The following is a 23,967-nucleotide window of genomic DNA, read 5'->3' on the forward strand; positions in this document are numbered from 1 at the left end:
GCATGGAAGCATTTACGAAACGCTCGCAAAACCTTGTTCAAAACAATCTTTGGGCAGAACAACGAGGCAGCATGAACTATAAACCATGCGATCAGCTTTCAGACTCATTTACGGATTGGAAAATACTATGCCATATGCAACGAATACATTCATCCGGATGATGCAAGGTGAAATATGTTGAGTGAAAATAGAGGCGAGAGCATGTTTAACTTGTCCCCGTCACTTTCCAATGCGCGTAAAAAAAACTAGCTTGTCATTAAGTTTCGTGGGGAATGCACGAAAGTAGAGGGAGGGGCTTTCATTTATGCCACTGGTTGAGCATACATCGTTGCCAGCATTCGAGAAGCTGCGCCAGCGCGGTGAAAAAGTACTGACACTGAAGCAGGCGCTGCATCAGGATATTCGTGAGCTGCACGTGGGGCTGCTGAATATGATGCCCGATGCTGCCCTGATCGCCACTGAAATTCAGTTCATGCGGCTGGTCGGCAGCTGCAATCAGATCGTGCAGTTTTACGTTCATCCCTTTACGGTTGAAGGGCTTGAACGCAGTGAAGAGAGTCAGGATTACATCAACCATTACTATAACAGCTTTGATGAAATCAAGGCGATGGGGCTGGATGCGCTTATTGTCACCGGTGCCAATGTCTCCAATCCATCGCTGGATCAGGAGCCTTTCTGGGAACCACTGAAAGAGGTCGTTGCATGGGCCGGAGAGAATGTCACATCAGTACTTTGTTCCTGCCTTGCCACGCATGCTCTGGTCAAGCAGCTCTACCATATTGATCGCGAGCCGATGGCTGCCAAGTTATGGGGTGTTTATCCACATCGGATTGTACATCAGGAGCATCCGTTGCTGCGCGATATCAATACCCGTTTTGATGTGCCGCATTCGCGTTTCAATGCGATTTATAAAGAGCCGCTGGAGCGGGCCGGACTGACCATTCTGATAGAGAGTGATGTGGCTGGTGTGCATATGGCGGTCAGCCCTGATCAGTTCAGCATGGTCTTTTTTCAGGGGCACCCGGAATATGATACCAACAGCCTGCTTAAGGAGTACAAGCGCGAGGTGTGCCGTTATAAATTCGGCGAACGAGATGATTATCCGCCGTTGCCTGAAGCTTATTTCTGTGACGATGCTATCGCGATAACAGAGCACTATCGTCTGACCCTGCTTGATGCACTTGAGCAGGGAACTGAGCCTCCGGCCTTTCCGGAAGCGCATCTTGAACCGCTACTGGATAACACCTGGCGTGATACGGCCAAGTCGATTGTCAATAACTGGCTGGGTCTTGTATATGAGAAAACAAATTTTGAGCGGCAACGCTCGCAGAACAGATCTGCCTGATTCAGGCAATCAAGAGGAGAGAAGATGAAAACTGAAACCATTGCCATTCATGCCGGTTACGAGACCGACCCAACCACCAAGTCTGTTGCGGTGCCGATCTATCAGACTGTGGCTTACGAATTCGATAATGCCCAGCACGGCGCCGACCTGTTCAATCTTGCTGTGCCCGGAAATATTTATACGCGCATTATGAATCCCACTTCCGATGTGCTGGAGAAACGTTGTGCGGAACTCGATGGTGGCATTGCCGGTCTGGCCGTTAGTTCAGGCAGTGCTGCGATCACCTATGCGATCCAGACCATTGCCAAAGCGGGCAACAATATTGTCACGATACCGATGCTCTATGGCGGTACCTACACCCTGTTTGCCCATATGTTGCCGAGTCAGGGCATTGATGTGCGTTTTGCCGAGGATGACAGTCCGGCAGCTCTTGAGGCCCTGATCGATGATAAAACCTCGGCCATTTACTGTGAATCAATCGGCAATCCGGCTGGAAATATTGTTGATATCGAAGCGATCTGTGCCATGGCTGACCGCCACGGCATTCCTGTGATTGTCGATAATACTGTGGCACCGACTTTGATTCGCCCTATTGATTACGGTGCATCGATTGTGGTCTATTCACTAACCAAATATATGGGCGGTCATGGTAATTCTCTGGGTGGCATGATTGTTGATTCCGGCAAGTTCCCCTGGGCTGAACATGCAGAACGATTCCCGATGTTGAACGAGCCTGAAGCAGCCTATCACGGTGTGGTTTATACCGAGGCACTAGGCCCTGCAGCATTTATAGGTCGTGCCCGTACTGTGCCACTGCGCAATACCGGCTCTGCACTGAGCCCGATGAATGCTTTCCTGATTCTGCAGGGCATTGAGACACTGACACTGCGCATGGAGCGCCACTGTGAGAATGCTATTGCCGTTGCAAATCATCTAAAAAATCATCCGGATGTGGACTGGGTGCAGTATGGCGGATTGTCTGATTCGCCTTACTATGCTTTGGCGCAGAAATATTGTGACGGGCTTCCCTCTGCACTGCTTACCTTTGGCGTGAAAGGCGGCTTTGAAGTGGCTGAGAAGTTCTATGATGCGCTTGGTATGTTCAAGAGGCTGGTGAATATTGGTGATACCAAATCGCTGGCTGCACATCCTGCATCCACCACCCATCGTCAGCTCTCCGAAGATGAGTTGGTTACTGCAGGCGTGACACCGGACATGATTCGCCTCTGTATCGGCATCGAACACATTGACGATATTCTCGCTGATATTGATCAGGCTCTGGCGCTTGCTACTGCATAACAGAGTATAATCTGTTGCGAAAATAAACTGCGAGGGGGACGGCTCTGCTACACCCCTCGCAGTTCAACTGCTCACTTCTGTTACGATGCGGACTTTATCAATGTAATATGCTGTGAATGTCTGTTATCATGATGCAATGTTTCATATTATTGACGATGAGGAAATTGTTCGAACCTTTGCTTCTGAGGTGCTGAAGGATGCGGGTTACGAAGCTGTTGCTTATGCTAATCCACTTGAATACCTCGAGTTCGTCAATGCAGATGGGTATATAATGCCCGTTGCTATTATCACTGATGTCAGAATGCCTCAGATGAGCGGATATCAGTTGATGGACAAGATAAGGGAAACGTATCCGGATCAAAGGTTTGTAGTAATTTCAGGTTTTGATGGAACTGATGCAACGTCTCAGAAAAGGCCGTGCCACTTCCTTGCCAAGCCATTCCTTCCCAATAAATTACTTGATATAGCTATGGCTATTGAGAAGTGCGAGCAGGAAGGTCCTTCGGCAGGACGATCAACATGCAAGCCATTAGTGGACAGCTTCACTCAAAGCAAATGGAACTGTCCACTGGATTGTCTTGATTGTGATGTCGAGCCCGCAACCAGGAGGTAGAGGGGCTGAGGTAATCAGGCCGCCCTTAGCGGGTAAAAACAAACTCATTGTCAGAGGACATGTCCGCATTGAAGGCGTAGTCGGCGATAGCAAATGCTTTAAGCTCTTCCGGTTCAGTCAATCTGTTTTCGATAATATAACGACTCATGTAACCGCGTGCCTTTTTGGCATTGAAACTGATGATGCGGTAGGCCCCGTTGCGTAACTCTTTAAATACCGGCGTGATGATATTGCCCCGAACATCGGATGTTTGAAGCGAGCTGAAATATTCATTCGAGGCAAGATTAATCAGAATTTTATCACCCTGTGCAGCAATCCTTTCATTGATTGCCTGCGTAATGCTTGAACCCCAGAATTCGTAAAGGTTACGGCCATGATCACCGGCCAGTTTTGTGCCCATCTCCAGCCTGTAGGCTTGCATCAGATCCAGTGGCCGCAACAGGCCGTAAAGGCCGGACAGGATACAGAGATGATCCTGTGCAAAATCGATATCACCGGCACTTAATGTCTCTGCATCCAGTCCCTGATAAACGTCGCCCGAAAAAGCGAACAGTGCCTGTTTGGCATTTTCAGTGGTGAATGGCCTGTGCCACTCCTGATAGCGCTGCATATTCAGATCGGCCAGCTTCATGGACAACTTCATCAAGTCGGCAATTTCGAAACTGTCTTTTTCCCGCATGATATCAATCAATGCGGCAGCTTGATCGAGAAACTGTGGCTGCGTGAACCTGGCAGTGGGTGAAGGCTTGCTATATGCAAGTTTTTTTGCTGGTGAGATGACAATTAGCATGTGCATATACTATGCTTGGAATCAGGAAGAATAAATCTTACCGTCAGGAAGGGTATACAGCGTGGAAGTGAATCAACAATGTGAAGCCTTGATGGCACGCGCCATTGAATTGGCCAGGCGAGGCATCGGCACAACACATCCGAATCCGAGAGTGGGCGCGGTTGTGGTGAATCATGGCGAGATTGTCGGTGAAGGCTGGCACGAGATTCCCGGTGGTCCGCATGCCGAAGTGATGGCCTTGCAACAGGCCGGTGAGAAGGCCAAAGGTGGCACGATCTATGTGACACTTGAGCCGTGTGCTGCGTATGGGCGTACCCCTCCATGCACAGCTGCGATCAAAAATGCAGGTATCAAACATCTGGTTTATGCTTCATCCGACCCCAATCCGGATATGGCCGGTGGCAGCAAGGTGCTGCAAGCGATGCATGTAGAAGTTACCGCCGGAGTACTTCGTGCTGAGGCCGATGAACTTAATCGCCCGTTCTTTCATTATATTAAAACCGGACGCCCTTATGTGATCGGTAAGGCTGCCATATCGCTTGATGGCAAACTGGCAACGCGTAGCCACCACTCGCAGTGGATCACTGGTCCGGAATCACGCGCCCATGCGCATGCTATTCGCGCTGTCAGTGATGCGATTATTGTCGGGGCAGGCACCCTGAAGGATGATAACCCATCGTTAACGGTTCGTGATGCCGAACAGGTGGGTGATGTGCCGCTCAGGGTGGCACTATGTTTTGATACCCCCGTATTTAATCCTGACTGCAAACTGCTCTCCGATGAAGCGCCGAGTCGATTGTACGTGCGCAATCTTAATGAGTATGCACAGCAGTGGCGGGATGGTGGTGTTGAGGTCCTGCGTGCCGACAGCTTGTTATCCATTCTGCAACAACTGGGTGATGATGGTCGCCTGCAACTGATGCTGGAGGGCGGGGGGGCGCTACATACCTCTTTTCTGGATGGCAGGATTACCGACGAGATGGTGCTCTATCAGGCACCGATGATTATCGGTGGCAGGGATGCTGTGAGTCTGTGGGGCGGTCATGGTATTGAAACGATTTCACAGGCGATTCGTCTGGATCAGGTTGAACGCGTACAGCTTGGCAATGATCAGATGATTCGCGGCCGGGTGGTCTATCCCGAGTAGAGCCACACCCGTCAGTGGGCAGACTACGGGAGCTGCCGCAGACATATTATTGCTCAATTTAGAACGCATGCCTTTATTGTGGCCCGTAGCTGCATGGGTGGCAGGGCTGACACTGGCACGTAGTGATTTGTTCAGCCCGCACTATTCACTACTTGTGCTGTTGATTATTGCATGCGCATGCCTCTACCTGAAAAAACAGGCTGCAGTTCTATTGCTGATCATGGGTGGTTTATGGGGGGCTGCCGACCTGATGCTGGATGCACGTGCTGTTGCCGTTGATGAAAGCTGGCTGAGTCAAACGATGCTTGTCACCAGTGCGGTCGAACGGGTGGAAAGGTATGGCGCTTATTCGCGCCTGCTTGTCAGTAAGGTGTCGCACAGTGATGGCAGCTTATCCAATGGTAAAGCTCTGCTCTATATGTACGGCAAACAGCAGTTCCTGATGCGGGCCGGGCAAACGATAGAGGCAAATGTATCCTGGCGATTGCCACGCAATTACTTGAATCCCGGTAGTTTTGATTATCAGTCCTGGTGTTTTGATCAGGGTATTGCCTTGATTGGTAGTATCAGGGGTAATGTGCAGGTATTAGCGGACTCGCAGTCGTGGCTTGATCAGCTGCGTCAACGCGTCCGGCTGGCCATTTCTGCTCAGGACTCCCGTGCAGCCGGTGTGTTACATGCGATTCTTCTGGGTGACCGGAGTCAGATTGATACAGAGGTGAACCGGAGCTTCTCCGCAACGGGTGCTGCCCATCTTCTCGCTATTTCTGGTATGCATGTCGGTATGGTGGCCTCTTGCGTCTTTGCCTTATGCTGGTGGTTGTTAACGCGTCGTGAGGCATGGATTGTACATTTGCCGGTGCGGAAACTGGCTCTGGCCGGTGGTTTGTTGGCTGCGGCAGCTTATGCTGTGATTGCCGGACTCCCTATTCCTGCTCAGCGCGCGCTATTTATGCTGAGCGCGGGAGTGCTGGCCTGGATTCTTTCTTCCCGCATGCAGCCGATCAATACCTTACTGACTGCGCTGGCATTGATTCTTCTATTTGATCCTTCAGCCCTGGTTTCATTGTCGTTATGGCTCTCTTTTGTTGCCACTGCCGCTCTTCTGCTCTGGGCAGGTGTTGGCCGCGAAGAGCGGGATGACTCAGGATGGCAAAGGCTTCTGGCTGCACTGCGCATGCTGTTATGGATATCATGGATTGCGACCCTGGCTACTTTGCCTCTGATAGTTGCTACATTCGGGCGAATACCTGTTTATAGCCTGCCTGCAAATCTGCTGCTTGTCCCACTGTACGGGTTGCTTGTTTTACCGTTGGCGCTGCTGGCTGAATTGTTCGCTATATCTGGCCTACTGGATGTGGCATCCACATTGATGGGCTTAAGCAGTCTGGTTGTTGAGGCGGGTATCAGCACCTTGCAATGGCTGGTGGATTTGCCACTTGGCGAGCTTTGGGCGGTCACTCCGCCCCTCTGGTTGGCCTTTTTATACTTTGCAGGTCTGATGATGAGCGGCTGGTTGCTGTTCAAAGGGTCTTCGCAATGGAGTGCCGCGGTCATGTTACTTGCTCTGGTAGCTTACCTGTCGTTTGTATTATCCGAGAATCAAATCAACAGGCCAACCTGGATAGTCTGGGATGTCGGGCAGGGAGCCTCTTCTGCGCTGTTGTTGCCGGGAAACCGCGTCGTGGTGGTCGATGCGCCGGGTCGAGCAGGCAGCAGATTTAATGGGGGAACGACTGTTGCCGCCGGTCTGCGAAGCCTTGGTATATCGCACATTGATACATTGCTGCTCAGTCATGCCCAGTCAGATCACTTGGGTGGTGCACTCTCATTGATTCAGGGGGTGAATAAAGTCACTGAAATCTGGCTTTCAGATGTGCCTTCGGCGCATGATTCAGTGGCAGTGAGACTGATACTTGAGGAAGCAGGTAAGCGTGGCATATCTGTTCGCTGGCTGGCGAAAGGTGATACTTTTATCGGTGAGCATTACAAAATCTCCATCTTGTGGCCGCCGTTAGGATTTTCCCCGGCAAACCGTAATAATGCTTCACTCGTAGCACGGCTTGAGCTGGTCGATAAAAGCCTGCTCTGGCCCGGTGACATTGAACGGGCCGTGGAAAGAGAGCTGCTGGACGATGGCATTAAACCTGTGGATATGATGCTTATGCCGCATCACGGCAGTCGTACATCCAATCATGCAGACTTTATCAAAACACTTTCTCCCGCTCTGGTCGTGGCGCAGACAGGGTTAAATAACCGATATGGATTCCCAGATAAATATGTGGTTGAGGCTTATCAGGCCGCCGGGGCAGTGGTGAAGAATAGCAGCTCTGGTACTCTGGTGTTGAATCTTGCCCAGGAAGACCTGACTGGCTCGATGTCGCAGTGGAATATTCAGCGGCAATCTCGCCGGGATATGGCTCGCCAGTGGTGGATCGAAGAGTTTAAGGACTGATTGGCGGAGTAAATCGGGGAATAAGCTACGATTATCTTGGCTGGTTGGTGACATCTTGAGGCACCATACCCATAATTGCGTCCAATTCTTGGTTTATGGCTGAAAAGCAACGTGGCGAACAGCACTGATGCTGTGCATGGAGGTTTGAGTGTTTGAGTTTATTCAACAGGGCGGGGCAGTGATGTATATCCTGCTGGCGGCATCGATCCTGTCACTGACTATTATTTTTGAGCGCGGCTGGAGTCTGCGTCGCTCAGTTGTTATTCCTCTCAATGAAGTAAAGAAAATTGAATCGGCTGTTCGTGATGGTGATGTGAAGACTGCGATGGAAGCATGCAAGCAGCACAATACTGCCATGAGTCGCATCCTGTGGGTGGCTTTGGCGAATCGCGGTGTACATCGTGCTGTGATGAAAGAGATACTGGAAGAGTCCGGACGTCAGGAAGTGGCGCATATGGATCGTTTTATCGGTGTACTCGGTGTGATTGCTGCAATCGCACCGCTGCTGGGTTTGCTGGGCACGGTGATCGGTATGATTGAAGTGTTTCAGCAGATTTCTCTGGTTGGTGTTGGTAAGGCCGATGTGTTGGCCGGAGGTATTTCAAAAGCACTGAATACCACGGCTTTCGGTCTTTCTGTGGCAATTCCGTCGATTGTTGCTTACCGATATTATGAATCACGTGTGGATCGTTTTGTGCTTGAAATTGAACATCACGCATTGCGATTCGTGGAACTGCTGAAAGGTGAGCGGGCGTGAAACTACGTCAGAAAAAACGCGCGGATTTCCTGGTGGATATTACGCCACTGGTCGACGTCGTTTTCCTGATGCTGATTTTTTTCATGGTTTCCACCAGTTTCAGTGTTTCATCCAGTCTTAAACTGGACCTTCCATCGAGCAAGGCTACTGCTGAACAAAATGAGATGAAAAAGGTCACCATCAGCATCAATGCCAAAGGTCAGATCTATGTTCAGGATGAAGCGGTGCAGGATACCGATTTGCGCAAGCGCATTCTGAATATCTCTAAAGGCGATCCGAATGTGCGTGTCGTATTACGTGCTGACTCTGATGCGCGCCATAAACGCGTGGTTTATGTGCTCGATACCCTGCGGGGGCTGGAAATGAGTAAAATCGGTATTGCCACTGTTTCTACTAGCAATGAGGAGACACAATAATGCGTATTGTGCAGAAATTCGGCGGCACCTCTGTCGGTAGTCTGGAGCGTATTCGAAGCACAGCCGATATTGTTGAGGCGGAACTGAATCGCGGCAATCAGGTTGCCGTTGTTGTTTCGGCCATGAGTGGTGAAACCAATCGTTTGATTGGCCTGGCCAACGAGATCACTGATGCACCGGCTGAACGTGAACTCGATGCGATGCTCGCAACCGGGGAGCAGGTGAGTGCAGCGCTGTTGGCAATTGAGTTGCAGAAGCGCGGTATTACCGCTTATTCATTTAATGGTGCACAGGCGGGTTTTAAAACGGATGGTAAATATGTGCGTGCCCGCATTAAAGGTGTTGAGGCAGGCCATCTGATGGAACGTTTATCAGCCAATGAAGTGGCTGTTGTGACAGGCTTTCAGGGTGTTGATGAAAAAGGCAATATTACAACACTGGGACGTGGTGGTTCTGACACGTCAGCTGTTGCTCTGGCCATTGCTGTAGAGGCAGATGTTTGTGATATCTATACCGATGTGGATGGCGTTTATACCACTGACCCGCGCATTGTTGAGAAAGCACAAAAAATCAATCAGATCTCCTATGAGGAGATGCTGGAGTTCGCATCGCTTGGAGCAAAGGTGCTGCAGACGCGCTCTGTAGAGTTGGCAATGCGTTATCAGATGCCGATACATTTGCGCTCCAGTTTTGATCTGGTTGCCGGAACGATGGTGAGTAAAGAGGATGAAACTATGGAACGAGCAGAAATTTCAGGCGTGGCCTATAATCGCGATGAAGCCAAAATCACCATTGTAGGTATTCCTGACCATCCCGGCATTGCAGCCAATGTATTCGGTCCTGTGGCCGAGGCCGGTATCAATGTGGATGTGATTGTGCAGAACGTCAGTGAAGAGGGACATACTGACCTGACCTTTACCGTACCTCGTAGCGATTATCACAAGACCATGCAGATCATGGCCAGTCTGCGCGACTCCATGGGTGCAAGGGATTTGAAAGGTGATAATGGCGTTGCCAAGGTGTCTGTGATTGGTGTGGGTATGCGATCTCATGCCGGTGTGGCGCAAAAGATGTTCCAGGTGCTGGCTGGTGAGGGTGTGAATATTCAGATGATCACCACCAGTGAAATCAAGGTTACTGTAGTTGTTGAAGAGAAGTACATCGAATTGGCTGTACGTGCCCTGCACAGTGCTTTTGGCCTGGATCTTGCGGTCGATTCTATATAAGACTTTTCCTTGCGTTATTCTGGATAGTAGTCTATTAACTTAAGCACGGGAGAATCTATGCTTATTTTGACACGGAAGAAGGGCGAGGCGATTGCTATCGGAGACAACATTCAGATTCAGGTGCTTAACGTGAAGGGTGGCCAGGTACGTATTGGTATTGATGCTCCACGGGAAGTTCGTGTGAATCGCGAAGAGCGCGTAGAAGTCGAGGATAGTAACAACGCTATTCCGGCTGCAGCCACCTGATTACAGTTACAAGTCTTTTTATAGCCGGGTTATTCCGGCTGTTTTTATGTAGGGAGCAATCTTACCGCTTTACATGATAATGATAATGATTATCATTTCTATCCATGGTAAAACTTACCCAACACAGACAGGCCATTCTTGACCTGATCAACGCATCCAACCGGCACTGGGATGCAGACGAAGTTGCACGTGCATTGTCTGATGCAGGTCAGTCTGTCGGTATTGCAACCGTATACAGAGGCCTTGCAGCCCTTGAAGCAGCGGGCTTGCTCGATTCGATACAACTGGCAGATAAGAAGCGCTACGAACGTGCCGACAAGGCACACCATGATCACATGATCTGCACCGAGTGCGGACACATTGAAGAGTTCACGCATGCAACGATAGAGGCATTACAACTTGTTGCAGCCCAAGAGCGTGGATTCGAATTAAGCGGACATCAGTTAACAATGTTCGGGCGCTGCAAAAGCTGCAGTCAGGAGTAGAGATGATTTCATCACTTATTATTGTTTTTCGTGAAATGCTGGAGATGGTGCTGGTTGTCGGTGTATTGATGGCAGCCACGAAAGGCCTGATTGGTTCAAGGCAATGGATTGGTTTTGGTGTCATTGGCGGCTTGATCGGTGCCCTGTTTTTCGGCCTGTTCATGGAGAACCTTGAAGATTCCTTCGAAGGCGATGGGGAATTTATATTCAATGCTATCGTACTGTTTGCCGCTTCACTTATGATTGCCTGGACAGTGTTCTGGATGAGCAGACACGGTCGTGAAGTGAGCCAGCGCATGAAACAGATGGGAACTTCAGTCATGCAAGGGGCGTTGCCAAAAACGGCTTTGATGATCGTGGCGTTCTCTGCTGTGATGCGAGAAGGGGCAGAAGCTGCATTCTTTCTCTTTGGTGCGGCACAGAGTGTGGCTCAGGATGGATATGATATGCTAACCGGCGGACTGCTGGGTGCAGTTGCCGCACTAATGGTTGGAACGTTGTTGTATCTGGGGCTGGTACATGTTCCAGTGAATAAATTATTCTCGGTTGCCGGCTGGTTACTGATGTTGCTGGCAGCAGGAATGGCTTCTCAGGGAGCATGGAATCTGGTTGTGATCGGCATGTTACCCCCATTGGTTGATCCGCTCTGGAATAGTTCAGCACTGCTGTCACAAAGCAGCCTGATTGGTGAGCTGCTGCATGTGTTGATGGGCTATGATGATCAGCCGAGTGCGCTGCAGGTGATTGTGTTTGCTGCATCCCTGTCCCTGATGGGCACGATTTACTATCGCATGCAGCATCGTAAAGTGGACCAGGTTGCTGCAGCCTGAGCCAATCGTTTACTGCTCCATGAGCAGGTGAAAGTCTGGTTTGTCAGGATCGCTAAAAAACGATCAAAACAGGGGTCAATGTCGGGACTACCTGAATGAAGAATCGCCCGCTATGCTTCATGCCATGCGATATTCAAAATATTTTGTTCCTACCCTCAGAGATGATCCGGCAGATGCCGAAGTCATTTCGCATAAGCTACTGCTAAGAGCCGGTTTTATCCGCCGTGTTACATCTGGTGTATACGATTATCTGCCGATCGGTTTGCGTGTATTGCGCAAGATTGAAGCCGTGGTGCGTGAGGAGATGGATCGTTCCGGTGCCCAGGAATTGCTGATGCCAACCGTGCAGCCGACCGAATTGTGGAATAAATCCGGGCGCCTTGAGAAATACGGACCGGAACTGCTGCGGTTCAATGATCGCCATAATCATGAATCATGCCTGGGGCCGACACATGAAGAGGTAATCTGTGATCTGGTCAGCCGTGAATTACGCTCGTACAAGCAGTTGCCGATGAACCTGTATCAGGTACAGACCAAGTTTCGCGATGAAATCCGCCCTCGTTTCGGCTTGATGCGTGGTCGTGAATTCATGATGAAGGATGCCTACTCTTTTCATGCGGATGCCGAGTGTTTGTCTAAAGAGTATCAGAATATGTTCGATACCTACTGCAGGATATTCACGCGTCTGGGATTGAAGTTCCGTCCTGTTGAAGCTGATACAGGCTCCATTGGTGGTAACAATTCTCATGAGTTTCATGTTCTGGCTGAATCGGGCGAAGATCTGATTGCTCACTGCTCATCCTGTGAATATGCAGCGAATGTGGAGAAGGCAGTTTCGAGTCGTTCAATGCCTCAGTCAGAACCGGGTGAATTGACGCTTGTTGATACACCGAATGCCACATCTGCAGAGGAAGTTTCAGCTTTTCTGAATTGTGATATTGCACAGTTGGTGAAAACGCTCGTGTATCGTGCGGTGGGTGGAGAAAATGATGGTGAAATCGTTGCAGCCTGTCTGCGCGGTGACGATCAGTTGCAGGAAATAAAACTGGCTCATGCTATAGGTGCGGATTCCGTGGAATTGGCAAGCGATGCCGAGGTAATATCTATTGGTGGTATTACTGGTTTTGTAGGCCCTGCGGGACTGAGCGCAAGAGTAATTATAGATGACAGTCTGAAAGCGGCTTCCGGTCTCGTGGCAGGTGCAAACAAACTCGATACTCATATGACCGGTCTGGATGTGGCTCGTGATCTGGGTGATGTTGTATTTACAGATCTGCGCGAAACCCGTGCCGGAGATAGTTGCGGCAAATGTGGTGCTGCAATGGAACTGTCCCGTGGTATTGAGGTTGGGCATGTGTTCGAACTGGGTACACGTTACGCTGAGCCGATGGAAGTGCTGTTTCAGGATCAGCAGGGCAAACGTGCTGTTGCGACGATGGGCTGTTATGGCATCGGTGTATCACGCCTGATGGCGGCGGTGGTTGAGCAATGTAATGATGATTCCGGTATATGCTGGCCAGCGAATCTTGCACCGTTTCAGGTGTCACTGATTACCATGGGTAAATCCGAAGCTGTGATTGAAGCATCTGAACAGGTTTACAGTCAACTGATTGAGAGCGGCGTAGAGGTGCTCTGGGATGATCGCAAAGAGAGTCCCGGCGTGAAGTTCAAGGATGCTGAACTGATTGGCATGCCTGTGCAGGTGGTGGTTGCTGATCGTAGCCTGAAGGAGGGGCTTGCTGAAATGGGCGTGCGAGGTGGCAGTCGTCAATCCATGCCAATTGGTGAAGTGGCGGCAGCTGCCATCATGCAGTTGAAGAAGGATTCAGCCTGAATTCTGATGAACTGAGAAAGCGACTGGGAGGCATGTCGCCGAAATCCATTCTGGCTGGTGTCATGGTGGCTGGATTTCTGATATCCATTCCACTCTGGTTAAGCAGTACAACCGAGGACAAGCAGTATCTGGCGCAGTCGGCTGTTAAACAGTTGATTGAGAAAAATGTTGGCCTGCTTGAGATCAAACCGGAAGAGAAAGAACAGCTACGCAAGATGCTCAAACCGGAAGCCAAGGCTGGCGAGATGGATTATGAGCAGGTGGTCTGGACGAAAGATATAATTCAAACCATTAAACCCTGGGTGCCGGATCAGACAGAAGCCGAGGCAATCGCGCGCTGGGTATATATTTATGCCAAACGGTTTAATCTCTCGCCTGAACTGATACTCGGTGTAATTGCCGTGGAGTCTCGTTTTGATCATTTTGCCGTGAGTAATGTCGGTGCAATCGGTCTGATGCAGGTGATGCCATTCTGGAAAAATGAGTTAGGAAGTTCGGATGATAACCTGCTCGAGATCGAAACCAATGTACGATATGGCTGTGCAATTCTCAGGCATTATATAGATCGCTATAAAAAGCTGGACCGGGCACTGGGTGCTTATAATGGCTCTCTTGGAAAAAACAAATATCCCAATAAAATCTTTGCTGCGATGAAACGCTTTAAAGCAACCGATACCGGAATTTAACGAATGATTTTCCGGGTTTTCTGGGGATGTCAGTTTAAATAGATTTTCTACTTTAATTGATCTGATTGTGACAGGTCACTGAAGCACGATACCCATATCAAAGCCTTCGATAGTATCGCCGGACTGTTTGCACCATGCGACCTGTCCATGTAGCTGAATATGACAATCACCCTGATTCAAGGTAAGGCGTATGCACTCTCCCGGATCTAGCCATACGTTTACATTCAGCCCGATACCCAGGGTTGAAACATCATACACATGTTTGGCCCTGTAATTCAGATTTGAAGCAATGTGGTGTAAATCGACGCCACCCTGATCATGGTAAGGACGACGCTCCGCTTTTCTTTTGTTCTCTTTCAACGCTATTGCCTCCTTTGTGTTTTTTAAACTGTTAAAGCACTCATGATTAATATGCCAGATCTACGGATCTGGAGGTTTGCATGGCCCGGCAAATCGGCTTCAGTCAATCATGCAGCGAAGCATAGGTCGTACGACCTTAGTTGTATGTCCCCCAAATGGGGGACATACAACTTTGAAATATAGGTTATACTTACCAATGATTATTTGTGGTGGGGAATTGAATTGAGCTTGTGGTCAAAAAAACAGATGATGTTGAGAATTGGGGAGATTTACCGACTTTAGGTGAGTTTCTTAAAATACCCGGGGTAATGACAATTGGCGGTTTGGTTTGCCCAAACTGTAAATCAAATGCTATTCGCAACGTCGAATGGAACTCAGAGGGCGAACTGAAACGCGTTTATGTTTGTGACTATTGTGATTCTCGCCTGTATAGGTCTAAATGACTTCCGACTATTTGAATCGAAGTCCAAAAGAAGAAGTTCAGTTAGACAAGATAGTTATCAGGTTCTATGAATTGAAATAGTTCAGGTGTATTACAAAAAAGCCCCGGAGAACCGGGGCTAAATATGAGTAAACAAATTGTTATTCTTATAGCAAAGCAATGGCAGCCCAGAATGCTAATGCAGTTCCTACACCGCCAACGGCTAAACCTACAGCTTCCATACCATCATGTGTTTCATTTTTCATAACTGAACCTCCGACTAACTATTTTCATCAATCAGTGAAACCAGATTATAGAAGCCGAGCAAAAAAGTCAAGTATTATTTAGATGAGGATTGATCAAGCTGAAGTTTATCCGGCAGCCTGCAAGATAACCTGTTTAAACATCGCCTCAGTCAGTCGGCGGGTTTGGGTGTTGTAGCGCGAGCAGTGATAGGAATCGACCAGCTTACGACCATCAGGCAGTTTATGCTCGGCAGCATGTGCAAATATGAGGCTGGAAAGTTTGAGGTCGTAGGCGCGAAGAATTGCATCATGCGCCAGTTTTCCAAGTGCCAGTATGTTACATGCTGTTGGCAGCGAATTAATTTCTTCAATCAGATACACATTACAGTTTTTGATTTCAGAGGTGTCCGGCTTGTTCTGGGGCGGCAGGCATTTCACGGCATTGGTGATGCGTACGCCTTTTAAAACCAGTTTGTCCTTTGCATGTTTCGACTCAGCTTGTGATGCCAGGCCAAGATCGAACAGGGTCTGATACAGCAGATGCCCTGATGCATCTCCGGTGAAAGGGCGACCAGTCCGGTTGGCACCATGCATGCCCGGAGCAAGCCCGATGATTAGCAGTTTAGGATTACTATCGCCAAACGCATCTACCGGCGCGTTAAAATAATCAGGTTTTTCTGTTTTAAGTTGATCGAGGAACCCGGCAAGACGCGAACAGCTTCGACAGTTGGGATTAAACGATGCCATTCGCCTGCAGTTTTTCAGCCAGCAGCCTTAATGCACGACCACGGTGGGAAACAGATGCCTTCTCTTCAGGTGTGGCATCTGCAAATGCTTTGCCAAGCTCCGGAGAGAAAAAGATGGGATCATAACCAAATCCGCTGGAACCGCTGGCCTGTTCTGATATAAAACCATCTACACTGCCTTCAGTGGTCAGCGAATGATCACTGTCAGGAAAGGCCAGATGCAGGGCGCAAACAAAATGGGCATCGCGCTCTGTTGTGTCGGCAAGCTCTTTTAACAGCTTGCTATTATTATCCTGATCACTGGCGTTAGGGCCTGCAAAGCGGGCAGAGTAGATGCCCGGTGCACCATTTAAGCTATCGACACAGAGGCCGGAATCATCGGCAAGAGCAGGTTTGTTATTGGCTTTGGCAAATGCTTCCGCCTTTTTTTTTGCATTGCCGGCAAAACTATCGGCATCTTCAACCACATCTAGCGAAATCGTATCTTCAGCTGCGACCAGCTTAATTCCCAGTGTGCCAAGAATTGACTGGATCTCATGACGCTTTTTTTTGTTATTGCTGGCGACGACAATCTCCATCAGCTTTTTGCAACGGCCTCATTCTGAATGGCAGCCAGATCACCAATGCCTTTGTCAGCCAGTGCTTTGAGTTGCATGAACTGATCCCAATGCAATGGTTTGTCTTCTGCGGTAGCCTGAACTTCAATCACGCCGCCTTCTGGTGTCATGATAAAGTTTGCATCCATTTCAGCCCGGGAATCTTCCGAGTACTGCAGATCGAGCAGTGCCTGACCATCGACCAGCCCACAGCTGACTGCTGCCAGCTGTCCGATAACCGGATCCTGTTCCAGAGTCCCGTCGGTCAGCATCTTGTTCACTGCGATTCGCAGTGCGACCCAGCAGCCGGTGATCGCGGCAGTGCGGGTACCACCGTCAGCCTGAAGTACATCGCAATCCAGACTGATCGAGCGGGGGCCAAGCATATCCAGATCAACTACAGCTCTGAGTGAACGACCAATCAGACGCTGGATTTCAACAGTGCGCCCGCCCTGTTTACCGCGTGCGGCTTCACGTCCGCCACGGCTATGGGTTGCGCGGGGCAACATACCATATTCGGCGGTCACCCAGCCTTGCTCCGTAGCACGCAGGAATGGCGGTTGTTTTTCTTCTACGCTGGCAGTGCATAACACGCGCGTGTGGCCGAATGAAATCAGGGCACAGCCTTCAGCATAACGGTTGAATGATGTATCAATCGAAATAGGGCGGAGTTCATCCGCCTTGCGGTCTTCACGCATGGTATAATCCTTGTTGATCTTTAATTACTGATGATTGAGCCAGGCTTTGAGCGCAGTGGCATCTTTACCACCTGCAGCAATACGTCCATCACCAGCAATCATGGTTGGCGTGCCATTAATATTTAATTTCTTCGCAACAGCTGCAATATCATCCAGCGGCGTAGTGCACGTGGCTTTTTCCGGGATGAACTTGTCCACCATGACTTTCAGCATCATGTCGTGCTGGTCTTCGCTGCACCAGATTGCTTCTGCTTTCGCACGTGCCTGCGGATGCAGTTGAACAAGCGGATACAGGAATGTGTATACTTTCACGCCGCTCATTTTTTTCAGTTCCTCTTCTAACTTCTTGCAGTAGGGGCAATCAGGGTCAGTAAATACAGCCAGTTTCAGCGTGGCATTGTCATCACCGGAAACGATAGCTTTATCCAGAGGCAGGGTGCTCCAGTCGATACGGTTGAGCTCTTCCAGACGTTCACGCGTTAGATTGCGACGGCTTCCCACTTCAAAAATATTGCCGCCTGAAACAAGGTATTTTCCTTCTGCATCACTGTAATAAATGGTTCTGCCAACCTGAAGTTCGAATAAGCCTTTGATCGGTGTCTCCTGCACAGCAGAAATATTCAGCGACGGGATAGCCTGCTTGATCTGCTCCAGTTGCGACAGCGCAGGTTTGTCTGTGGCGGGTTTAGCTGCTTCTTTTTCATTGGAGCATGCTGAGAGAGAGAGAATAAGAAATGTCAGGGTCAGAATGGTTTTGAGCATATTATCTCCAGATTTGAATATGCCTGTATCATGCAGAGTGATGCTCTGGTTGTGAAGGGTCGATGAAGATGAGATGGAGTGGGTTTATGGCTGCAGTTCGTTTAACAGTTGCTTGGAAAGGTTTTCATCAGCCCAGTTGTGAGCGCCCCTGTAGTGGCGTTTGATTGTGCCGTCTGCTGCCACGACAATTGTTGTTGGCAGGGCTCGGGCACCAAGGTTTCTGGCCTGAACTTCATCTGAGAGCAATACAGTCATTTCCAGGTTGTTGGCTTTGAGGAAATCAACGGCATCTTTGCCATTACGATCCAGTGATACAGGGATTGCAATGACTTCAGGATGTTGATTGAGCCAGTTGGTGAAGGCAGGCATCTCGTCACGGCAGGCCGGGCACCAGGATGCCCAAAGATGGATAAGGACAGGTTTTCCAGCATGTTGAGCCATATTATAGGATTTGCCGTCCAGATCCTGCCATTTGAATGCAACGCTCTCGGACTTAGAGCCACCAACCAGATCAGTAAAGCTGAAGGCGTGCGCCTGAACCGGTATGAAAGTCATGAACATGATAAAAATATAAATAAAACGATACTGCATGATTGCTCCTGTTTCAGTCCTGTTTTGTCGCACTTGGTCGCCAGATATCGCGAAATCTTGCAGATGTTACGTGCGCACGCCATCATTCCGCGTCATGCGTAAATTCGTCGCTGTTTTCCTTGCCTGGACATTGCTGATTATCAGCAGTGCTCCATTGAGTGTGGAAGCTGCCAGCTGTGCCATGCCTGAGCATGACATGGTTTCTGAGCAGAGTATGGCTGACGGGCATGCGCACCATGTTAATCATGATGAATCTGCTACTGCTGATTCGGGCCATGAACATCATATGGCCTTGATGAACGATTGGCAGAAAGATCGCATTGAATGCGGCTGTGGCTGTCATCGCAGTGTTGATTCCCTTCCGCATCTTCTGGCACCACATATGATTGATTCTGCCAGCTTCCATGCTGGTAATGCATCCAGCATGGTTTCAATCAAACCAGTGACACTTCTGGTGATGGCTGCCGTGCAGGTTCCGCTACCCCCTCCACAACTGGCTTAATGTTTTTCTAAAATTTCGGGCTGTCCAAACGGACGGTTCGTCTGCGCGCTGGATTTCCGGAGTCTGTTCCCGTTGCCGTTGCGTATGCCAATAAAACATTAATCTGGAGACAGCATGAATCATCTAAAACCTCTGGCTATCGCGACTGCGCTGGTCATGAGTAGCATTTCTTTTAATCAGCAGACACAGGCCAGTGAGTGTGGCCTTTCCTGCTGCATCGCCGCCGGTGTTGACGGTGTCGGTTCCAATGTCGGGCTGACCATGTCATTGCAGTACGACACGATGTATATGAAAACCAATAAGCAGGGAACCACAAAGATAGCACCGAAACAGGTTATCGATCACTACCTGGCACCGCTGTCGAACACCATGGGTTCAGGCATGTCCATGTATGCAGTATCCACCAACATGACAATGCAGAAGATCGCCGCCAACTTCGCCTATCGTATGGATGAAGACAACGCATTCATTCTGACCGTTCCTTATCTAATCAATGATATGGAAATGATGATGGGCATGAAGATGCCACCGATGATGGGAAATCCGGCCAGAACGACTTATACAATGATGAAAATGGATACCATCGAAGGCTTTGGTGATATGTCACTGATCTATATGCGTGATGTTTATAAGGATGCTGATATTCGTACGCGGCATCGTTTGTCAGTCGGTGTTGGTATTAAAGCACCCACGGGTGATCATCTAGCTCGAAACGGCAGTGGTGCGCTGGTGCATATGATGATGCAGACAGGTACCGGCTCGTGGGATGCTTTTCTTGCTGCAAATGGCACGATGGCATTTGGTGAGCATGAAGACGGCGGGGCGCTTTTCCTGTTATCCCCCTCGTTGTTCTATCAGGCCAATACGCGCAACTCACTGGGATATAAAGTGGGCAACCGTCTGAACTATGATCTCTCTGCACGTTACCGTGTAACTTCAGCGTTTAATGTAAAGCTGGATTTGAATGGTATTTCATCCGAGTCTGATTCTAGCGATGGGACACTTGATCGAAGTGGTCTGGTTGCCTACCAGAATCCTACGCGTAATGTACTGGATAACGTTGCGAACACAGGTTTGAATTCGCTGTTTATTTCTCCTGGCTTTCAGTGGGTGGTTGGAGATGGTTTCGCTGTCAGTGGTGAATATCGCATTCCAGTCTACCAGAGTGTGAATGGTACACAGCAGGTGACTGACAACTGGTTCTTCCTGCGTTTAAGTAAAGCATTTTAATGAGTCGAAAAAAGGAGATGAATATGCAAGAGAATATTTCTGAAGAGCGCCGCAAAATGTTGATCGGTGCGGGTGCACTGGGCGCTACAGCACTGGCAGCAAGTACACTTGGCACTACAGCAGCTATGGCTGAAGGTATGGCCGGGCATCATCATCACGCTGCAGGTGGTAAACACCAGGAGCTGGCAAAGTCATTGCATCACTGTGTTGCAACCGCTGAAGCTTGTATTGACCACTGTCTGGACTCTTTCAAGAGCGGTGATACGACTCTTGCTGATTGCGCAATCAGTGTGCAGGAGACCATGGCATTCTGCACGGCTCATGCAAAGCTGGCCTCGTATAACTCGAAATACCTGAAAGCCATGATTGATCTCGGTATTCAGGTGTGTGGAGATTGTGAGAAAGAGTGTCGCAAGCATGAGAAACATGCTTCATGCAAAGCATGTGCTGATGCGTGTGCTACCTGCATCAAGGCGTGTAAAGCTTACACCGTATAAAATGAATGGGGCGGGGTAGTGTTCTGCTACCCGCTCAAATCACGAATCAAAGAGGATGAATATGAAAATTAAAGTAATGATTCTGACAGCACTGATGCTGTTACTACCATCACTGGCTGCAGCAGAGATCACTGTTGAGAAAGCCTGGGTGCGTATGCCACCACCGGTTGCTGATACCGCAGCGGGTTATATGGTGATGCGTAACTCCGGTGATCAGGATGTCGAGATTAAAGGCATTACAACGGATGCTGCAAAACAGCCGGAATTCCATAGCACGAGCGAACATAATGGTATGGTACACATGATGAAAATGGACAAGGTTATTGTGCCTGCCCATGGTGAACTTCATTTTGGAACCGGAGGCAATCATCTGATGCTGATCGGACTGACGGGTGAGTTGAAATCGGGTGCGCATGTCATGATGACGCTCGAAACCGCGGCTGGTGAAAAAGTCATGGTGCATGCTGAAGTGCGTGACTTGCGTGATACTCAGGAAAATATGGATCATAGTGGGCATGGTCAGCATCACGGTCACTGATCTCAGTTTCACAGTGTGAAATAGTAATACTACTTGCCGATCAAGGCAGGAGAAGCAGAATGGCGACAATGGCAGTAGTGTTATTGGCGCCATTTTTGTATCTGAAATCTGTCAGGGAAGGAGGGCAATCATGAAACGTTTTGTTTGGCTGCTGTTTTTGCCCGCCCTGCTGGGGCTGTCCGCCTGTGAACTGGATCGCCACGAACTGCATGAAGCCAGGCATAATCTCTCTTACACAATGAAAATGCATCATATCCATATGCTGATTAATCATGCCCTGCAGATGGCGGCGCAGGGTGCGGATATGAATCTCAATGGTGTGGATCGCGGCCCTGTTTTGCTGGAAAAATCAACCGACTTGATGAAGCGGGCGATGTCCGGGCCTGAAATGGCACAGCTACATAAGTTGGGCAATGCCGGTAAGCCACTGATGAAAATGACCCATGAGCTGGCAGATAATACGACCTTATTGATCGAAGCAATGAAAACGCTTTCCACTGGCAGCAAAGATAAAGATGCCATTCGCATGCTTAACCATGCCATTGAGGTTGCTGCTACCGGTAGCAGCCTGATCATGCTTGGTCAGCAGGGCATGGCGGGTGATATTGATGCGGTGATGGTGAATCACGGTCAGTCCATGTTGGGAGAAGCATCCGGTTTATTGCAGGATGTGGCCGGTACCTCGGAATATAAAACACTGGTCACTCATGTTGTGCATATGCTGATTGGTATTCCGGAAATGCCAGTTGCATCTGATCGTGATGATTAACACAGCCAGACAGATTTCAGGATAATCAGGGGGCAGAGATGTCATCGTTTTTTTCCAGGCTGAAACAGGGCCTGTCACGCAGTCGCGATACACTGGCACAAATGGTGCCCGGTGGTGCTGTCGATGCGCTCTCCGAAGAGGGGTGGATCGATATTGAAGATGGCCTGATCATGGCTGATTGCGGTGCTGAATTATCTGGCCAACTGGTACAGAAGGCTCGCAAGCGCCGTGGTGCATCTGTTGTGGCTCTGAAAGAATCCATGGTCTCAATGATTCCTGAAGCGACTGCAGTCAAATTTGCTGATTCAGGTCCCTTCGTATTGTTGGTGGTCGGTGTGAACGGTACAGGCAAGACGACCACGATTGGCAAACTGGCGACCATGTTTCGCCAACAGGGTAAGTCGGTACTGGTTGGTGCAGGTGATACTTTTCGTGCAGCAGCAGTCGAACAGCTGGCAGTATGGGTGGAGCGGGCAGGTGCCGATATGGTGCGCCAGCATGAAGGTGCAGACCCTGCATCCGTAGCCTTTGATACGGTACAGCGTGGCGTGGCACGAAACTACGACGTTGTGATTGTTGATACTGCAGGGCGAGTACAGACTGATCGCGGCCTGATGGATGAGTTAGCCAAAGTACGCCGTGTGATCACCAAAGCCTATCCCGATGCCCCGCATGAAGTATGGCAGGTTGTTGATGGCGGCACAGGCCAGAATGCCGTGGTTCAGGTCGAAAAATTCCGTGAAGTGGCTGGCACTTCAGGTCTGATTGTCACCAAACTCGATGGCTCGGGCAAAGGCGGCATAGTGCTGCAACTGTCGCACAAGTTCGGTCTGCCTATCCGCTATGTCGGAGTCGGTGAAACGCTGGAAGACCTGATGGAATTTAACGCTGAGGAATTTATCAGCGGTCTGTTGCCGGATTACTCCGAATAAGAGGCGAGTTCCCTTACTTTCGAGTTGAACAGGCGAATGTCATTCAGACTGCCGTTTTCACTGGTCAGGGTTGAATCAGCATCCAAATCCACATGCAGGCCCAGCTCTTTTGTCAGCAGTGCTTCCAGATAATCATGGGTAATCTCTTTGTCTGCTTTCACCAAACGAAATGATTTGTCTGTATCGTTCTTACCATAACGCGAAGGCAAATAAATGGTGCCGTAATGGAAATCTACAGCAAAGGCGATTATGCCGGGTACAATGAAAAACAGCAGGCCGATACCATCAGCCACGGCTATTTTAATATCCATTTCTCCGGAGTGGCGTTGGCCCATGCGTTCAGAATGAAAGATGGTTCCGCAAGCCGTCAGGTTCACAATCAATGCTGAAATGATAAGTCTGCTCGTGATCTTCTTCATACTCTATCCCTCCAGCACCATTTGAAACTGATAGTAAATGCCGAAAAGAATTACCGGTCAAGTTTCCGATACTATCTGGTAGACATCTGCTACTCATTCGAGTCCTGCATGGGGATGTTAGAAGCACTCGAACGAGGGTCGACTATCGGCCAGACAAGACACTCGGAAGTGCCTAGAAAACTAGTGGCGATTCAATTTACCCAATTTCATTGATTATTCAGGCATTAATAGAATATGAGAAAAGTTTGATTAACTTATAATTATATTCTATATATATATGGGGATGCCTGTTTGTTTAGTCAATGCATTGGGTTTTGCATTATTGGACGACCATTTTGTATTGCGTAATAGTTTATAAGTAAGGGGGGGGAGTATGAGGCATAGGTTCTATTTTATTAGTCAATTTCACTGCTGTCCGGTTAAGCATTGAGCAGTGCCATCTGGCGAGGATTCACGGTCGGTTTTCGCTTTGGAGGCGGTGAGCTTCCTCCCAGCAATTCGGCGATATTCCTTCGCTGCATGAGGTTGACCG

At 49.3% G+C, this 23,967-nt stretch carries 27 protein-coding genes; 19 read left to right on the forward strand and 8 right to left on the reverse strand.

From position 1 onward, the window contains the following. Window positions 1-304: 304 nt before the first annotated feature. From metA to MMIC_RS11310, 3 genes are all read left to right on the forward strand, one after another. On the forward strand, window positions 305-1,345 hold the full coding sequence (gene metA, locus MMIC_RS11300) for a homoserine O-succinyltransferase MetA (RefSeq protein WP_072660591.1): 1,041 nt from the start codon (window positions 305-307) through the stop codon (window positions 1,343-1,345). A 24-nt stretch (window positions 1,346-1,369) separates the two neighbouring features. Beyond that, a complete protein-coding gene (locus tag MMIC_RS11305; protein WP_072660592.1) occupies window positions 1,370-2,644 on the forward strand; it encodes an O-acetylhomoserine aminocarboxypropyltransferase/cysteine synthase family protein in 1,275 nt (424 codons plus the stop codon). A gap of 136 nt (window positions 2,645-2,780) precedes the next feature. Beyond that, the gene (locus MMIC_RS11310) at window positions 2,781-3,257 is read left to right on the forward strand and encodes a response regulator (protein WP_072660593.1); all 477 of its coding nucleotides are present in this window, start codon (window positions 2,781-2,783) and stop codon (window positions 3,255-3,257) included. Between the two features lie 25 nt (window positions 3,258-3,282). Here MMIC_RS11310 and yaaA read toward each other — a convergent pair whose 3' ends face one another. Beyond that, the gene (gene yaaA, locus MMIC_RS11315; protein ID WP_072660614.1) at window positions 3,283-4,047 is read right to left on the reverse strand and encodes a peroxide stress protein YaaA; all 765 of its coding nucleotides are present in this window, start codon (window positions 4,045-4,047) and stop codon (window positions 3,283-3,285) included. Between the two features lie 61 nt (window positions 4,048-4,108). On the opposite strand from yaaA, the gene ribD reads away from it, so the two are divergent. The 10 genes from ribD (at window position 4,109) to MMIC_RS11365 (ending at window position 14,129) form a co-directional block, all read left to right on the forward strand. Then, complete coding sequence (gene ribD / locus MMIC_RS11320) at window positions 4,109-5,194, forward strand: bifunctional diaminohydroxyphosphoribosylaminopyrimidine deaminase/5-amino-6-(5-phosphoribosylamino)uracil reductase RibD (RefSeq protein WP_227819499.1); 1,086 nt, start codon at window positions 4,109-4,111, stop codon at window positions 5,192-5,194. A gap of 67 nt (window positions 5,195-5,261) precedes the next feature. Next, the gene (locus MMIC_RS11325) at window positions 5,262-7,649 is read left to right on the forward strand and encodes a DNA internalization-related competence protein ComEC/Rec2 (protein ID WP_227819500.1); all 2,388 of its coding nucleotides are present in this window, start codon (window positions 5,262-5,264) and stop codon (window positions 7,647-7,649) included. Window positions 7,650-7,797: 148 nt separating this feature from the next. After that, on the forward strand, window positions 7,798-8,406 hold the full coding sequence (locus MMIC_RS11330) for a MotA/TolQ/ExbB proton channel family protein (RefSeq protein WP_083530581.1): 609 nt from the start codon (window positions 7,798-7,800) through the stop codon (window positions 8,404-8,406). After that, entirely contained in the window at window positions 8,403-8,822 is a 420-nt protein-coding gene (locus MMIC_RS11335; RefSeq protein ID WP_072660596.1) for an ExbD/TolR family protein, read from the forward strand. Before MMIC_RS11330 ends, MMIC_RS11335 begins: the two co-directional genes overlap by 4 nt. Beyond that, a complete protein-coding gene (locus MMIC_RS11340; protein WP_072660597.1) occupies window positions 8,822-10,048 on the forward strand; it encodes an aspartate kinase in 1,227 nt (408 codons plus the stop codon). Before MMIC_RS11335 ends, MMIC_RS11340 begins: the two co-directional genes overlap by 1 nt. Before the next feature lie 57 nt (window positions 10,049-10,105). Then, window positions 10,106-10,294, forward strand: coding sequence for a carbon storage regulator CsrA (csrA, locus tag MMIC_RS11345; protein WP_072660598.1), 189 nt, complete (start codon window positions 10,106-10,108; stop codon window positions 10,292-10,294). A 104-nt stretch (window positions 10,295-10,398) separates the two neighbouring features. Continuing rightward, window positions 10,399-10,779: a Fur family transcriptional regulator gene (locus MMIC_RS11350; RefSeq protein WP_072660599.1), complete on the forward strand. Its 381-nt coding sequence runs from the start codon at window positions 10,399-10,401 to the stop codon at window positions 10,777-10,779. Window positions 10,780-10,781: 2 nt separating this feature from the next. Beyond that, entirely contained in the window at window positions 10,782-11,609 is an 828-nt protein-coding gene (locus MMIC_RS11355; protein ID WP_072660600.1) for an FTR1 family iron permease, read from the forward strand. A 124-nt stretch (window positions 11,610-11,733) separates the two neighbouring features. Continuing rightward, window positions 11,734-13,443, forward strand: coding sequence for a proline--tRNA ligase (locus tag MMIC_RS11360; RefSeq protein WP_072660616.1), 1,710 nt, complete (start codon window positions 11,734-11,736; stop codon window positions 13,441-13,443). 32 nt (window positions 13,444-13,475) lie between these two features. Further along, complete coding sequence (locus tag MMIC_RS11365; RefSeq protein ID WP_227819501.1) at window positions 13,476-14,129, forward strand: lytic transglycosylase domain-containing protein; 654 nt, start codon at window positions 13,476-13,478, stop codon at window positions 14,127-14,129. A gap of 75 nt (window positions 14,130-14,204) precedes the next feature. Here the strand turns inward: MMIC_RS11365 and MMIC_RS11370 are convergent, their stop codons facing one another. The 6 genes from MMIC_RS11370 to MMIC_RS11395 form a co-directional block, all read right to left on the reverse strand. Continuing rightward, window positions 14,205-14,489: a PilZ domain-containing protein gene (locus MMIC_RS11370; RefSeq protein WP_072660602.1), complete on the reverse strand. Its 285-nt coding sequence runs from the start codon at window positions 14,487-14,489 to the stop codon at window positions 14,205-14,207. A 792-nt stretch (window positions 14,490-15,281) separates the two neighbouring features. After that, entirely contained in the window at window positions 15,282-15,902 is a 621-nt protein-coding gene (locus MMIC_RS11375; RefSeq protein ID WP_072660603.1) for a uracil-DNA glycosylase, read from the reverse strand. Next, window positions 15,889-16,479: an RdgB/HAM1 family non-canonical purine NTP pyrophosphatase gene (gene rdgB / locus MMIC_RS11380; protein WP_072660604.1), complete on the reverse strand. Its 591-nt coding sequence runs from the start codon at window positions 16,477-16,479 to the stop codon at window positions 15,889-15,891. The genes MMIC_RS11375 and rdgB overlap by 14 nt, the downstream gene beginning before the upstream one ends. Continuing rightward, complete coding sequence (gene rph, locus MMIC_RS11385) at window positions 16,479-17,195, reverse strand: ribonuclease PH (protein WP_072660605.1); 717 nt, start codon at window positions 17,193-17,195, stop codon at window positions 16,479-16,481. Before rph ends, rdgB begins: the two co-directional genes overlap by 1 nt. 24 nt (window positions 17,196-17,219) lie before the next feature. Next, on the reverse strand, window positions 17,220-17,957 hold the full coding sequence (locus MMIC_RS11390; protein ID WP_072660606.1) for a DsbC family protein: 738 nt from the start codon (window positions 17,955-17,957) through the stop codon (window positions 17,220-17,222). 84 nt (window positions 17,958-18,041) lie between these two features. Then, entirely contained in the window at window positions 18,042-18,548 is a 507-nt protein-coding gene (locus MMIC_RS11395; protein ID WP_083530583.1) for a TlpA family protein disulfide reductase, read from the reverse strand. A gap of 94 nt (window positions 18,549-18,642) precedes the next feature. On the opposite strand from MMIC_RS11395, the gene MMIC_RS11400 reads away from it, so the two are divergent. The 6 genes from MMIC_RS11400 (at window position 18,643) to ftsY (ending at window position 23,016) form a co-directional block, all read left to right on the forward strand. Continuing rightward, window positions 18,643-19,050, forward strand: coding sequence for a hypothetical protein (locus tag MMIC_RS11400; protein ID WP_143144952.1), 408 nt, complete (start codon window positions 18,643-18,645; stop codon window positions 19,048-19,050). A gap of 114 nt (window positions 19,051-19,164) precedes the next feature. Continuing rightward, window positions 19,165-20,280 carry a hypothetical protein gene (locus tag MMIC_RS11405; RefSeq protein ID WP_072660608.1) on the forward strand — a complete coding sequence of 372 codons (1,116 nt, stop codon included), beginning with the start codon at window positions 19,165-19,167 and terminating at the stop codon, window positions 20,278-20,280. A gap of 23 nt (window positions 20,281-20,303) precedes the next feature. Further along, on the forward strand, window positions 20,304-20,777 hold the full coding sequence (locus MMIC_RS11410; RefSeq protein ID WP_072660609.1) for a Csp1 family four helix bundle copper storage protein: 474 nt from the start codon (window positions 20,304-20,306) through the stop codon (window positions 20,775-20,777). 61 nt (window positions 20,778-20,838) lie between these two features. After that, on the forward strand, window positions 20,839-21,315 hold the full coding sequence (locus MMIC_RS11415) for a copper chaperone PCu(A)C (protein WP_171966505.1): 477 nt from the start codon (window positions 20,839-20,841) through the stop codon (window positions 21,313-21,315). A 130-nt stretch (window positions 21,316-21,445) separates the two neighbouring features. After that, complete coding sequence (locus MMIC_RS11420) at window positions 21,446-22,084, forward strand: hypothetical protein (protein WP_072660611.1); 639 nt, start codon at window positions 21,446-21,448, stop codon at window positions 22,082-22,084. A 38-nt stretch (window positions 22,085-22,122) separates the two neighbouring features. Further along, complete coding sequence (gene ftsY / locus MMIC_RS11425; protein WP_072660612.1) at window positions 22,123-23,016, forward strand: signal recognition particle-docking protein FtsY; 894 nt, start codon at window positions 22,123-22,125, stop codon at window positions 23,014-23,016. On the opposite strand, the gene MMIC_RS11430 is transcribed toward ftsY, so the two are convergent. After that, on the reverse strand, window positions 23,004-23,435 hold the full coding sequence (locus MMIC_RS11430; protein WP_072660613.1) for a hypothetical protein: 432 nt from the start codon (window positions 23,433-23,435) through the stop codon (window positions 23,004-23,006). The two genes, ftsY and MMIC_RS11430, sit on opposite strands and share 13 nt — an antisense overlap. Window positions 23,436-23,967 lie beyond the last annotated feature (532 nt).

Origin of the sequence: Mariprofundus micogutta, assembly GCF_001895085.1 — a bacterium.
Lineage (GTDB): Bacteria > Pseudomonadota > Zetaproteobacteria > Mariprofundales > Mariprofundaceae > Mariprofundus > Mariprofundus micogutta.